This window comes from Burkholderia lata, from assembly GCF_902499335.1.
Classification (GTDB): domain Bacteria; phylum Pseudomonadota; class Gammaproteobacteria; order Burkholderiales; family Burkholderiaceae; genus Burkholderia; species Burkholderia lata_B.
On record NZ_CABVQK010000004.1, the window covers coordinates 477,833 to 491,351 of the forward strand.

At 65.4% G+C, this 13,519-nt stretch carries 12 protein-coding genes; 3 read left to right on the plus strand and 9 right to left on the minus strand.

The window, feature by feature from the left end; all coding sequences use genetic code 11:
• Nucleotides 1-32: 32 nt before the first annotated feature.
• The 3 genes from BCO18175_RS12730 to betC form a co-directional block, all read right to left on the minus strand.
• The gene (locus BCO18175_RS12730; protein WP_174916010.1) at nt 33-1,172 is read right to left on the minus strand and encodes a porin; all 1,140 of its coding nucleotides are present in this window, start codon (nt 1,170-1,172) and stop codon (nt 33-35) included.
• Nucleotides 1,173-1,431: 259 nt separating this feature from the next.
• The gene (gene choX, locus BCO18175_RS12735; RefSeq protein ID WP_174970212.1) at nt 1,432-2,397 is read right to left on the minus strand and encodes a choline ABC transporter substrate-binding protein; all 966 of its coding nucleotides are present in this window, start codon (nt 2,395-2,397) and stop codon (nt 1,432-1,434) included.
• Between the two features lie 45 nt (nt 2,398-2,442).
• Entirely contained in the window at nt 2,443-3,978 is a 1,536-nt protein-coding gene (gene betC, locus BCO18175_RS12740) for a choline-sulfatase (protein WP_174916012.1), read from the minus strand.
• A 275-nt stretch (nt 3,979-4,253) separates the two neighbouring features.
• Between betC and BCO18175_RS12745 the strand changes: the two genes are divergently transcribed.
• The gene (locus tag BCO18175_RS12745; RefSeq protein ID WP_174981148.1) at nt 4,254-5,159 is read left to right on the plus strand and encodes a choline sulfate utilization transcriptional regulator; all 906 of its coding nucleotides are present in this window, start codon (nt 4,254-4,256) and stop codon (nt 5,157-5,159) included.
• Nucleotides 5,160-5,370: 211 nt separating this feature from the next.
• Nucleotides 5,371-6,255 (plus strand): formyltetrahydrofolate deformylase, encoded by an 885-nt coding sequence (purU, locus tag BCO18175_RS12750; protein WP_174981151.1) that lies wholly within the window; start codon nt 5,371-5,373, stop codon nt 6,253-6,255.
• Nucleotides 6,256-6,282: 27 nt separating this feature from the next.
• On the opposite strand, the gene BCO18175_RS12755 is transcribed toward purU, so the two are convergent.
• Both BCO18175_RS12755 and BCO18175_RS12760 read right to left on the minus strand, forming a co-directional pair.
• On the minus strand, nt 6,283-7,275 hold the full coding sequence (locus BCO18175_RS12755; RefSeq protein WP_174981154.1) for a DMT family transporter: 993 nt from the start codon (nt 7,273-7,275) through the stop codon (nt 6,283-6,285).
• A 168-nt stretch (nt 7,276-7,443) separates the two neighbouring features.
• Nucleotides 7,444-8,061 carry a TetR/AcrR family transcriptional regulator gene (locus tag BCO18175_RS12760; RefSeq protein WP_174981157.1) on the minus strand — a complete coding sequence of 206 codons (618 nt, stop codon included), beginning with the start codon at nt 8,059-8,061 and terminating at the stop codon, nt 7,444-7,446.
• Here BCO18175_RS12760 and BCO18175_RS40865 point away from each other — a divergent pair.
• Nucleotides 8,060-8,194, plus strand: coding sequence for a hypothetical protein (locus BCO18175_RS40865; RefSeq protein ID WP_302480648.1), 135 nt, complete (start codon nt 8,060-8,062; stop codon nt 8,192-8,194). The genes BCO18175_RS12760 and BCO18175_RS40865 overlap by 2 nt on opposite strands.
• A 62-nt stretch (nt 8,195-8,256) precedes the next feature.
• Here BCO18175_RS40865 and BCO18175_RS12765 read toward each other — a convergent pair whose 3' ends face one another.
• From BCO18175_RS12765 to BCO18175_RS12780, 4 genes are all read right to left on the minus strand, one after another.
• On the minus strand, nt 8,257-9,912 hold the full coding sequence (locus tag BCO18175_RS12765; protein WP_174916015.1) for an APC family permease: 1,656 nt from the start codon (nt 9,910-9,912) through the stop codon (nt 8,257-8,259).
• Nucleotides 9,913-10,090: 178 nt separating this feature from the next.
• Nucleotides 10,091-10,954 carry a glycine betaine ABC transporter substrate-binding protein gene (locus BCO18175_RS12770; protein WP_174981160.1) on the minus strand — a complete coding sequence of 288 codons (864 nt, stop codon included), beginning with the start codon at nt 10,952-10,954 and terminating at the stop codon, nt 10,091-10,093.
• 133 nt (nt 10,955-11,087) lie between these two features.
• Nucleotides 11,088-12,236, minus strand: coding sequence for a hybrid-cluster NAD(P)-dependent oxidoreductase (locus tag BCO18175_RS12775; protein WP_174981163.1), 1,149 nt, complete (start codon nt 12,234-12,236; stop codon nt 11,088-11,090).
• A 29-nt stretch (nt 12,237-12,265) separates the two neighbouring features.
• The gene (locus BCO18175_RS12780) at nt 12,266-13,507 is read right to left on the minus strand and encodes an aromatic ring-hydroxylating oxygenase subunit alpha (protein ID WP_122947844.1); all 1,242 of its coding nucleotides are present in this window, start codon (nt 13,505-13,507) and stop codon (nt 12,266-12,268) included.
• Nucleotides 13,508-13,519: the final 12 nt, after the last annotated feature.

Sequence of the window (13,519 nt, forward strand, 5' to 3'; positions counted from 1 at the left end):
CGCTGAAGACGTCGCTGCTCCACACCACCCGCTTAGAACGAATGCCGCATCCCGATCCGCACGTCGGCCTGCGTCTGCGTCGTCGACGGCGTGAAGCTGTAGCCGATCACCGCATCCACGCCTTGCGACGCGCGCAGGTAATCGCCGGAGATGTACACGTCCGTGCGCTTCGACAGCATGTAATGCAGGCCCGCCGTGCCCTGGTTCCAGTGATGGCCTTCGAAGCGCGTGTGCTGGTAGCCGGCGATCAGGCTCAACGCCGGCGTGAACTGGTACGAGCCGCCGCCTTCATAGACCTGCATGTGCGACGACTGGCCGAAGCCCTTGATCGTCGTGTACGAGAAGTTGCCGTCGAGCGTCAGCTTGCCGATCGTGTAGCTCGTGCCGATGCCGAACGTGCCCTGGCTGTCGACATCCATCGGCGTGTTCGCAAACAGGTCGGTGCGTGCGCCGGTCGCCGGATCGACGGTGACGGTCTGCTGGCCGAGGAACGTGTGCGTGCCGATCATCGCGTACGGGTCGAACGCGTAGATGCCGTTCGGGTTGTTCAGGCGCGTGTACGCGGCGCCGATCGAGAAGTCGCCCTTCGTGAAGCTCGCGCCCGCACTCCATGCGCTGTTGCGATGGAAGTTGCCCGCGACGTTGCCGAACGAGTACATCGCGCCGAACTTGAAACCGCTCAGGTCGTTCGACAGGAACTTCACCGAATTCGGCAGGCGGTCGCCGTTGAAGCGGTCGAAGTCGCCCTGGTGAATCGCGTAGCCGCTGCCCCACGCGGAGATGTTGTAGATCGATACAAGCTCGTTCGTGATGTCGAGCTGGTTACCGAACGACAGCGTGCCCCAGTCGTTCTGCAGGCCGACATACGCCTGGCGGCCGAACTCCGAGCCGCCGAAGCCGAGCTGCCCGGTGCCGAGGCGGAAGCCGCTCTCGAGGGTGAACACGGCCTTCAGGCCGCCGCCGAGATCTTCCGTGCCCTTGAGGCCGAAACGGTTCCCGTACGCGACGCCGTCGTCGAACTTGACCACGTGCGAACCGCCCGTGTTGTTCACGTACGTGATGCCCGCGTCGAGAATCCCGTACAGCGTCACACTGCTCTGCGCATGCCCGATGGCGGGTACACAGGCCGCGCATGCAAGCGCGGCGGCTACGGCAACTTTCGTATGCTTCATTATCGACCACCCTCCCTGAACCGTTCGATGGAAAGAACCTCGTTCCGGCGCGCGCCGCAATGCGCCGGTGGATTCGAATTCGGTACGCCTGATGGCTTCGGAATTTCGTTTTCCGCAATAACGCAGCCATTGGCGAAAAATACAAACCCATATTTCGCGTCACCCGTCTGAAGGCGACACCAAATGGTCACGATGCGACCCGGTCGGGAAAACACGTAGACAGGCGGCACGGTAAAACCGGCCGCCCGGAGGGAGGAAATCAGCGCCCGTCGAGGGCCGCGCGCACCGCTGGCAGGCCCGGTGCGCCCGCTGCCGTCGTCACGCCGTCCAGCCAGCCGGCGACCAGCGCCGGGTCGGCCTTCAGCGCATGCTGCGCCGCGAGCGCGGGCGACGTCTTGTGGTCGAGCATGTCGGCGATCATCCGGTTCTCGACGTCGACGGAAAACGTCATCTGCCGGAACAGCCGCGCGAGGTTCGCGCACTGGCCCGCGAACCCGGCGCGCGTGACCGTGTTGACCGTCGCGCCGCCGTAGTTCGGGCCGAAATACGCATCGCCGCCCGACAGGTAGGTCAGGTGGAATTTCGTGTTCATCAGATGCGGCTCCCAGGCCAAGAACACGATCCAGCGCTTGTCGCGTACCGCGCGCTCGACCTGCGTGAGCATGCCCGTCTCGCTCGATTCGACGAGCGACCAGTTCGCCGCACCGAGCGCATGGTCGGACAGCAGCCGCTTGATGTTCTGGTTCGCGGGCGCGCCGGGCTCGATCCCGTAGATCTTGCCGCCGAAGCGATCCGCGTAGCGCGCGAGATCGGCGAACGTATGCACGCCGGCGGCCGCCACGTAGTCGGGCACCGCGAGCGTGAACTTCGCACCGCTCAGGTTCGCGTGCAGCACGTCGATCGATTTCTCGTCGACGAATGGCTTCACGAGCGGTGCCTGCGCGGGCATCCAGTTGCCGAGAAACACGTCGACCTGCCCCTTCTTGAGCCCCTGGTACGTGATCGGCACCGACAGGTTCGCCACGTCCTGCCGGTAGCCGAGCGCCTTCAGCACGACGCCCGCCATCGCGTTCGTCGCATCGATGTCGGTCCAGCCGGGCGCCGCCATTTTCACATCGCCGCACGTCTGCGGGTCGGCCGCGTACGCGGCCTGCGTCGTCATCACGCACGCGGCCGCGGCGAGTGCCGCGCCGATCCGGATTGCTGCATTGCATTGCCGTTCCATCGTCCGCTTCCTCCGTCGTTCGTCAGTGATCGCGATGCGGGACGCTCAGCGCCCGACGCGCGGAAAGCGCGCCATCGCCTCGAGCGTGTCGAGCTCGATGTGGTTGCGCATGTAGCGCTGGCTCGCGTCGGTGAACGGCTGCCAGTCCCACGCGTGGATGCGGCCCTGTGTCGTCGCCGCGTAATGGAAGCGCCGGCGCCGCTGGCTCGCACGCACCTGCCGGTCCAGCTCGGGCAGGTTCCAGCGTTGCGCGGCTTGCGCGCGGAATGCGGCGAGTACGTCGGCGGCTTCCGGCGTGCCGGCGAGGTTCGTCAGCTCGCGCGGGTCGTCCGAGAGGTTGTAGAGCTGATCGGGATCGAGCGGGCAATGCACATACTTCCAGTCGCCGCGGCGAATCATCACGACCGGTGCAACCGCGCCTTCCGCCAGGTATTCGCCGAGCGCAACGTCGTGTGCCGGCGTGCCGTGCAGGTGCGGCACGAGGCTCGCGCCATCGACGGGGTCAGGCCAGCCGCCGGCCGGTGCGGCGCCGGCCAGGTCGACGAGCGTCGGCAGCAGGTCGACGTGCGATACCGGCCCGCGCACGCGCGCGGCGCCGAAGCGGCCCGGCGCATGGACGATCAGCGGCACGCGGCAGCCGCCTTCGAAGAACGTCATCTTGTACCAGAGCCCGCGTTCGCCGAGCATGTCGCCGTGGTCGGACGTGACGATCACGATCGTGTCGTCGGCGAATCCGCACTGTTCGAGCGCGGCCAGCACGCTGCCGAACTGCGCATCGACGTAGGACGTCGCGCCGTAGTACGCGCGGCGCGCGGCCCGGATCTGCGCGTCGGTGGGCGGCGTACGGTCGTTCTCGCAGACGAAGCGCAGCCGCTGCGAATGCGGGTCGCTGTCCGCCGCGTCGAGGCGCACGGCCGGCAGGTCGATCTCTTCGTCGCTGTAGAGATCCCAGTATTCGCGCGTGATCGCATACGGATCGTGCGGATGGGTCAGCGACACGACCATGCAGAACGGCCGCGCATCGTGCCCGGCGGCGCGCTCGCGCGCGACGTCGTACAGCTTCTGCTTCGCGGCGAACGTGACTTCGTCGTCGAAATCGAGCTGGTTCGTGCGCACGCACGGGCCCGCTTCGAGCACCGAACTCATGTTGTGATACCAGCTCGGCCGCTCGGCCGGGCTGTCCCAGTCGGGCACCCAGCCGAAATCGGCCGGATAGATGTCGGTCGTGAGCCGCTCCTCGAAGCCGTGCAGCTGGTCGGGCCCGCAGAAATGCATCTTGCCGGACAGCATCGTCCGGTAGCCGCCCGCGCGCAGGTAGTGCGCGAACGTCAGCGTTTGCGCCGGCAATTCGGCGGCGTTATCGTAGGCGCCGATCCCCGACGGCAGCTTGCCCGTCAGCAGCGAGAAACGCGACGGCGCGCACAGCGGGCTCGCGCAATACGCGGCATCGAATACGACGCCTTGCGCGGCGAGACGGTCCAGCGTCGGCGTGCGCGCGACGCGATTGCCGTAGGCCGGCAGCGCGAATGGCGTGAGCTGGTCGGCCATCAGGATCAGGATGTTGGGTGTCGGGTTCGTCATCGGCTGTCGTGGGGAAAGCGGTGTTCGAATGGAACGGCACGCCGCTCGCGCAGCGGGACGTCCGGCATGACGGAAGCGGCTCGACGAAAGTGCCGCGCGGGCGGGCCGCGCTGGCTAGAATCGCGGGATGCGTTGCGCGGTGGCCGTGAAGCAGGCTTTGAAGCAGGCGTTGAAGCAGGCCGTGAAGCACGCGTGTCGCACCGTCCGATGCACTATCACCCGCCCGAATTCGCGCGGGTAGGCGTCCAGCCCTTATGGGGCCATTAGAGGGACTTATGTCGAAATCCGAACCGTTACCGTCGATGCAGGCGCTGCGCGCGTTCGAATCGGCCGCCCGGCTCGCGAGCTTCACGGCCGCCGCGCGCGAGCTCGGCTCCACCCAGCCGGCCGTGAGCCAGCAGGTGTTTCAGCTCGAAGCCGAACTGGGCGTGCCGCTGTTCGAGCGCAGCCCGCGCGGCGTCACGCTGACGGCCGACGGCCAGTGCCTGTACGAAGCCGTGCGGCTGAGCCTCGACACGCTGCGCGGCGCAACCGCAACCCTGCGTGCGCGCCGCGAGCACGGCGCGCTCACGATCGTCACCGACTTCGGCTTCGCCACCTATTGGCTGATGCCGCGCCTGGCCGGGCTGAAGCGCGTGATGCCTGATGTCGACGTGCGCGTCGTCACGTCACAGGATTACGACGCGCAGCGTGACCATGGCGACATCGCGATCCTGTTCGGCGACGGCCACTGGCCGTCGTGCACGGCCGCGCGCCTCTTTCCGGAATCGGTCACGCCCGTGTGCTCGCCCGCGTTCCGCGATGCGCACCCGCACGTCGCACGGGCCGACCACCTGCTCGCGTTGCCGCTGCTGCATGTGCAGCCGACGCGCCCCGAGCGCTGGCTGTCGTGGTCGGGCTGGTTCGACGCGCACGGCCTCGATACGGCGGCGGCCGCGCGCGGCGTGACCTTCAACAGCTACGCGCTCGTGATCCATGCGGCGCTGCTCGGCGAAGGCGTCGCGCTCGGCTGGTCGCCGCTCGTCGACGAACTCGTTACGTCCGGTCAGCTGGTGAAGCTCGTCGACGCGCCGGTCGTCACGTCGCGCGGCTACTTCCTCGTGCGGCCGCCGCAGCGGCCCGAGCCGGACGCGACCCACGTGTTCCGGCGCTGGTTGCTCGACGCGTGCTCGCCGGCCTGAACGGCCGCCCTGCCGGTCAGCAGCGATCCGCCTGACGCCCGACGGGCCGGGCCCGCCCGGCAGCACTGGCGCGCCGATACCAGCCACACGGCGGGTTGGTTCTATCCGTACCAAAATCGTCCTGATTTACTTGAGCCTCCCGCTACCCGCGTAGCCTGGCGCCCGATGCGCCGCCGCGCGGGTTCGCGTCCCATGACATCCGAGGAATCTCATGACCGCCGACTCACGCCCCGATCAATTCGTCTTGACGCTGTCGTGCCCAAGCGCGGCCGGCCAGGTCGCCGCCGTCGTCGGCTTTCTCGAGCGCCATCGCTGCTACGTCGACGCGCTGAACGTGTTCGACGACGATCTCAGCAACCACTTCTTCGTGCGCTGCGTGTTTCATCCGACGGATGAATCGTTGCAGATCGACGCGCTGCGCCAGGAGTTCGGGCCGATCGCGGCCGAACTCGGCGGCCACGACGGCAATACGCAATGGGCCATCCACGACGTGAACGCACGGCCGAAGGTGCTGATCATGGTGTCGAAGCTCGAGCACTGCCTCGCGGACCTGCTGTTCCGCTGGCGGATGGGCGAGCTGAAGATGGACATCGTCGGCATCGTGTCGAACCATCGCGACTTCGAGCCGCTCGCCGCGCAACACGGGTTGCCGTTCCGCCACTTCCCGATCACGGCCGATACGAAGGCGCAGCAGGAAGCGCAGTGGCTCGACTTCTTCGAGTCGAGCGGTGCGGAGCTCGTAATCCTCGCGCGCTACATGCAGGTGCTGTCGCAGGAAACCAGCGCGAAGCTCGCGAACCGCGCGATCAACATCCATCATTCGTTCCTGCCCGGCTTCAAGGGCGCGAAGCCGTATCACCAGGCGCATGCGCGCGGCGTGAAGCTGATCGGCGCGACCGCGCACTTCGTCACCGACGATCTCGACGAAGGCCCGATCATCGAGCAGGTGGTCGAGCGCGTCGATCATGCGCTGCGCCCCGAGCAGCTGCTCGCGGTGGGCCGCGACGTCGAATGCATCACGCTCGCACGCGCGGTGAAGGCGTTCATCGAGCGGCGCGTGTTCCTGAACGGCGATCGGACGGTGGTGTTTTCGTAAGCGTGCCGCGGGCGGCTCGACCGTCCGTCACGCGGAAGCCGACGGCACGCGCGAAGCCGCCGTGCCGGTTCGCCGCGCCCGGTGCCGCAGGTACAGGTTGTTCAGGATCAGCGCCGTGCCCGTCAGCGTGGCGCCCGCGATCTGCGCGCGATTGGGCACCAGGCCCGTGAACGCGGACACGATGAACGCGGTGATCGGCACGATGTCCATGAACAGCATGCCGTTCATCGGCCCCAGGTTCCGGTTGCCCGTCATCCAGAGCAGGATCGCGCCGAAACCGGCCACCGGCCCCATGTACACGAGGTGCGGCAGCACCGCGTGCACGGCGGCCAGTGACGGCGCCGCGATCCGGTGCGTGACGATCAGCACCAGGTTGAGCGCGACGATCGTGGTCAGTCCGAGCCAGGTCGTGAAGGTCGTGTATTTCAATGCCGACCAGCGGCTAAAGCGCGCCGCGCCGAATGTATAGACGACCCAGCACAACGCGCCGGCGATGATCAGCGCGTTGGCCGCGTAGTGCTGCGGCTCGTGCAGCGCGCCGATCACGTCGCCGCGCGTGATCACGAGGGCCACGCCGGTAAAGGACAGCACGACGAACAGCACCGACGCCGGCACGGGCGCGACGCGTCTCACCAGGGCGTTGAGCAGGAGCCCCATCATCGGCTGCGTGGCCATCATGATCGACGCGGTCAGCGCCCCTTCGTCGCCGGCCAGTTGCTGGCCCAGGAACACGAACGATCCGAACCCGCAGAAGCCGATCGACCCGAGCAACCACGCAAGCCCCAGCGGCTCGCCGGCCGAACGGAACGCACCGGGCCCTTCGACGATCCGCAGCAACGCGATGAAGCCGATGCCGGCGATCAGATAGCGCAACGACGTGAACGTAAAGGGATCGATGTACCGCAACGCATCGGTCATCACCGGAAACATCACGCCAATCAGGATCGTCGCGGTCACACAGGCCACGACGCCTTTCCCGTACGCGTTCGCGGCGGGCATTGCGAGTGTTGCGTCATTCATGACTGATCATTCCCAAATTAATTGAAAAATGATGCCGGTGCGGCTATGCGCAGCGGCAGTGTCGAATCACAACTTCCCTACCGTCCTGACGTGCCCTTCATGGTCTCGATGCGGGTATTCGGGATACCCCATATTTGAAACCGGTCATTCTCAAAATAACCAAAAAAATCAGGTCAGCGCCCGCATCGCGATATCGACGATCGATGCCAGCTCCGCCTCCGACGCACTCGACTTGCCCAGCACGCGCATCCCCTGGATCAGGCACAGCAGGAACCGGCCGACCTCTTCCGGATCGAGATTCCGGTCGAAATCGCCCGACTGCTGGCCGCGCGCGATGGCCAGGCTAAATTGCGTACCGATACGCAGCAAGGTCGATTCGATGTACGGGCGCAGTGCGTCGTCGCCGGGCAGAAGCTCGACGGCCGAATTCGTGATGAAGCAGCCGCGCCGCTCCGACAGCCGCACACCGATTTCCGTGTAGTACAGCAGCGCCTCCCTGAGGGCCTGCCGCGGCGGCAGATCCGCCGCGAGCCGCTCCTTGAGCCGTGCGATCGCGCCTTCCGCATAGCGGTCGAACGCGGCGACCAGCAACCCGTGCTTGTCGCCGAACGTGCGGTACAGGCTGCCGCGAAAGACGCCGGTCGCCTCGCACAGCGCGTCGATCGACGTCGCGTGATACCCCTGCTCCCAGAACACGCGTGCAGCGGCGTCGATCACCTCGTCGGTGTCGAATTCGCGTGGTCGCCCCCTGTCGCGGGCGCCGGAAGATGCGGAGGTCGGGCTCATGGATGCCGATATTAGAACCGATCATTCCCAAAATCAAGCGGCCATGCACCGTGAATGCGTCGCGCACGCCGGCATGAATGACGAAAGCCCGACCGCTTGCCAGCCGGTCGGGCTTCTTCATTGCCTGCCGTGACATCGATCACAGCGTCCGTGTGCGGTTTCCGGACGCTGCGCTCCGTTACACGGCCTGGCGCGTCACTTCACCCAGGCAAAGTAATACGACAGCCAGATCGTCAGCCCCGCGCCGACCAGCGCCGCATAAGGCATCAGGCTCAGCCACATCGCGCGCTTCGGCACTTCGAGTTCCATGTCACGCTGCATCTGCGCGGGGAAGCGGCCGCGATCCTGCCAGTAGTGGCGGAACAGGAACACCGGCACGATCAGCAGCATCGCGATCAGCCCGTTGCGCAGCGTGCCTTCGCCCTGCAGGTTCGCGCCCGCCCCGACATACACCAGGTTCGCGTAGCCGCAGATCGAGCCGGCGACGAGCAGCCAGGTCGGGCAGCGGAACGGCCGATCCCAGTTGCCGCGATCCATCCGGTGGATCCAGCCCGACTGAAGATTCAGGAATACGAACAGCATGTAGCAGACGTTCGAGATCGACAGCACCGTCATGTAGTCCGACATCATCAGCAACACGAGGTTGAAGCCGAGATCGGTCCACATCGCGCGCGTGGGCGAGCCGTGCTCGTTCACGTGCGACAGGTACTTCGGCAGCCAGCCGTCGACCGATGCCTGGTACAGCGTGCGCGATGAGCCCATCATCGACGTCATCACGATCAGCAGGATCGACAACATCAGCATCACGACGACCGCATTCGCGACCCATGCGCCGCCACCGACGATCTTCGCCATCGCGGCCGCGACGCCGGTGCCGTCGCCGATCGACGGATCGAGCATCGCCTGCGTGCCGAGCGCGCCCTGGAACGCCATCGGCACGAGCGTCATCACGACGAGACACAGTGCACCCGACCAGAAGATCGCCTTGGCGGTATCGCGACGCGGATCGCGGAATTCGCGCGTGTAGCAGACGGCAGTCTCGAAGCCGTACGACGCCCAGCCGGCCATGAACATCGCGCCGAGCGCCATCGTGACGCCCTGCCCGTTCCACGAGCCGAACGTCGCGGTCGTGAGATTGCCGTGCGCGTCGTGACCGAGCGGCAGCAGCGGGAGCAGGTTCGACATCGGCACGTCGCCCGTGATGAACGGCACGATGCCGACGATCAACAGCGGCGTGAGCGACGCGATACCGAGAATGCGCTGCGTGCGCGCAGCCTTCGATGCACCGCTGTGCTGAAGCTTGAACGTAATGAGAAGCAGGATCGTCGCGATGATGAACGTCGCATTGATCCGCAGGGACAGACCCGGCTTGATGAACCCGAGATCCGCAACCTTGAGCTGCCAGTGCAGCACCGCCGCGTCGGCGGGAAAGAGACTCGTGAGCGCATAGCTCGCCGCGAGGCCGCAGCCGAGCGCGAGCATCGGCGACCACGCGAGCCAGTTGCACCACACGGAAACCGGGGCGATCAGCTTGCTGTAACGGACCCAGCCGATCGCGCCGTACACGGACGCGCCGCCCGATTTATGGGGAAATAGTCCCGATATTTCCGCATAAGTCGCGCTTTGAATCAGCCCCATCGTGATCGCGGCGATCCAGATCGCCCACGCGGGCTGGCCGATCGTCGCGCATACGCCGCCGATCGTGAACAGCACGCCTGCCGGCACGCCGCTCGTCACCCAAAAAGCGTCTTTCCAAGTCAGGCCACGATGCAGCGTGTGGCCCGTCGAATCATGTGAGATGGTTGCCTCAACATCACTGGTGCTGTTCGCACGCAGTCCTGCCTGACTCATCCAATTCCTCCTGTGATGACTCCGCACAAGGGCCGTAGTGTAACAATTTACGGGCTTTCTTGCAGAATCAAAAAAATAATTCCGGGATATGACCGCATCGCAGTGCGATTATTTCGGCATCCTTCCGATCAATCCCGGACTGTCTCGTCGTAGTTTTATTGCGTCGTATCGTCGCGGTTTATTGCGCGCCTTCCGTCCACGCATTCACGCGATCCGCGTGCGCGGCGATCCATGCATCGGCAGCCGCTTCCGGCTTCGAGCCGTTCTGGATCGCAAGCATCACGCTGTCGATTTCACCCGGCTTCCACTGGAATTTTTTCAGGAACGCGACCACCGGCTTCGCCTTCGTTTCGAGCCCCGGATTCACGACGCTGTCGACGTGCTCCGCGCCGCCGAACACCTTCTTCGGATCCTCGAGGAAGCGCAGCTTCCACTTCGCGAACATCCAGTGCGGCGCCCAGCCCGTCACGATGACCGGCTTGTTCGCATTGACCGACCGCGACAGCTCGGCCGTCATCGCGCTGCCCGAGCTCGGCATCAGCGTGTAGTTCAGCCCGTAGCTCTTGATCGCATCGTCGGTCTTGCGCATCACGCCGGCGCCGGCGTCGATGCCGACGATCCGGCCGCTGAAATTGCTTTTCTCGGCATTCAGATCGTCGATGCTCTTCGCCTTCACGTAGTCGGGAACGATCAGGCCGATCTTCGCGTCGGGAAAGTTCGCGCCGAGATCGACGACCTTCGTCTTGTATTCGCCCCAGTAGGAGCCGTGCGTGACCGGCAGCCACGCGGACAGCGTCGCATCGAGATCGCCGCGCGCCACGCCCTGCCACATGATCCCGGCGGCGACCGGCACGAGCTGGACCTGGTAACCGAGCTTCTTCTCGATCACGCGCGCCGCGACGTTCGACGTCGCCACGCTGTCATCCCAGCCTTCGACGTAGCCAATCTTCAGCGTGGGCTTCGTATCGGCAAGCGCCGACGCGCTCAGCGCCACCATTGCCGACAGTGCGCCGGTCCACAACAATTTTCCGAACAGCTTCATGGTCGATCTCCTTGATGTGCGCCTGCGCGCGTTGTCTCTCTAGGTTCTTCAACCACAAATCCGCGGTATCGTTGTTTTCCGACGGATGCTTGTCCGGACGCGACGCCCCCGGACAGCCGATGGCGTGTTGCGACTACTTGTCGATCACGAGATCCGACAGCGGCTTGCTGCAGCACAGCAGCACCATCCCCTGGTCGATCTCGCGCTGGCGGATACCGCCGTTGTGCTTCATTTCAACCTGCCCGGACACGAGCTTCACCTTGCAGGTGCCGCACATGCCCTGCGTGCACGAGGCCGGCAGCCGCACGCCCGACTGGCGCGCCGCATCCAGCACGTGCTGCTCCGAGCCGCACGAAATCTCGCGATTGCTCTTCGCGAAACTGACCGTGTACTGCTTCGTATCGGTGTCGGCACCTTCCGCCGGCGGCGCGAGATCGACGAGCAGTTCGTCGCTTGCGGTTTGCGCGAGCGTTTCGAACGAGAAGCTCTCCTCGTGATACTGCTTGCGATCGAAGCCGGCTTCGTCGAGCAGGTCGCGCACGGCCTTCATGTACGGCGCGGGGCCGCACGTGAAGATCTCGCGCTCCATGAAATCCGGAGCGATCAGCTTCAGCAGCGGCAGCGTCAGGAAGCCCGTGACGCCCGGCCAGTTCGTGCGCGCGCCCAGACGCTCGACGACGAACGACGTGCGGAAGTTCGTGTGGTTCGACGCGATCAGGTCGAGCTCGCGCGCGAAGATGATGTCGTCCGGCGTGCGCGCGCTGTGCACGAACAGGATGTCGCGATCCTCCGCGAGATCATGGTGCGCGCGGCTCATCGACATCAGCGGCGTGACGCCCGAGCCGGCCGACAGGAACAGGTACTTGCGCGCCGGATGCCGTGCGCACGTGAATTCGCCGGCCGGGCCGAGCACGCGCACCGGTGCGCCCGGCTGCAGGTTGTCGTGCAGCCAGTTCGACACCTTGCCGCCCGGCACGCGCTTCACCGTGATCGACACCGTGTGCGGCCGCGCCGGCGACGACGAGATCGTATAGCAGCGGTTGATCGTTTCGCCTTCGATGTCGAGCTCGAGCGTGAGGAACTGCCCGGGCTCGAACGAGAACGAGCGGCCCTGCGGCGAACGGAAGAAGAAACTCTTCACGTCGTGCGTTTCCTGCCGCACGTGGCAGCACACCAGCGTTTCCTCGACGTCGCTCGTCCAGCGCTCGGGAAGGCCGTTCCAGAACGCCGGGCGCGTGACCCGGCTGTCCGTCGGCTCGAAGTTGGCCGCATCTCGCATCATGTCTGACTCCGCTTATACGCTGCTAAGTGCTATTCGCCGGTTTTTTCGGCGAGCCGGCCGATGTACCAGGCCGAGAATTTTTCGACGAGACCTTCCGTGAACGGCGAATACGGGCCCGGCTCGTACGCGCTGCTGGTCGCGCCGCGCTGCGAGAATTCGACGAGCGCGCGATCCTGGTCGTTGGTCGCGTTCCACACGGCCGTGAGATTCTTCACGTCGTAGTCGATGCCTTCCTTCGCGTCCTTGTGCACGAGCCACTTCGTGCGCACGAGCGTCTTGCCGGCCGACAGCGGGATCACCGAGAACGTCACGATGTGATCGCTCATGAAGTGGTGCCACGAGTTCGGCTGCGTCCAGAACGACAGCCCGCCGAGGTCGGCCTTGTCGAAGCCGCCGAGCAGCTTCTTCGATGCGACCTTCGCATCGAGCGTCTGCGATTCACCGTGGCGATCGAGCGGCAGGCGCTGCGTGCGGAAACCCGTCACGTCGAGCAGCTTCTCGATCTCTTCGGACGGCAGGCCCATCTCGGCCCACTCCTTCCCGCGCCGCACGCATGTTTCCGCGAACGCGTCCATGCCTTCCGCGTTGGCGTCGGAGCGCTGGTAGCCGAAGCCGTATTCGTACAGCGAGATGGTGAGCTCCGGATGGTTCGCGACGCAGTGATAGCACTCGCGGTTGTTCTCCATCGTGAGCTTCCAGTTGCCTTCCTCGATGATGTCGACCTGCGCGGCGATCTTCGTGCTCGGCAGATCGTGCGGCAGCAGGTACGGCTCCATCTCGGCGCGCAGCTGCGCGAAGTCGGCGGGCGGCTCGTCGGCGAGGCAGACGAAGATCAGGCCCGCGAGGTTCTCGACGTGCACCGACTTCAGGCTGTGCTTGCAGCGGTCGAACTTCTCGCCCATGTGCTCGGCGAACATCAGCTGGCCGGTCAGGTTGTAGGTCCAGCTGTGGTACGGGCACACGATGTTGCCGACCGAGCCCTTGTCTTCGTTGCACAGGCGCGCGCCGCGGTGACGGCACACGTTGTGGAACGCGCGGATCGCCATGTCGTCGTCGCGCACGATCAGGATCGAATCGCTCCCGAGTTCCACGGTCACGTAGTCGCCCGGCTCGGGAATGTCCGGTTCGACCGCCACCTGGATCCAGTGCTGGCGGAAAATCGCCTCCATGTCGAGCGCGAAGATGTCCTCGCTCGTGTAGAACGGTGCCTCGAGGCTGTGCCCTTCCTTGCGCCGCTCGATCAGTGCACGAATGTCTGCCGATACTTTCATCGTTTGCTCCGG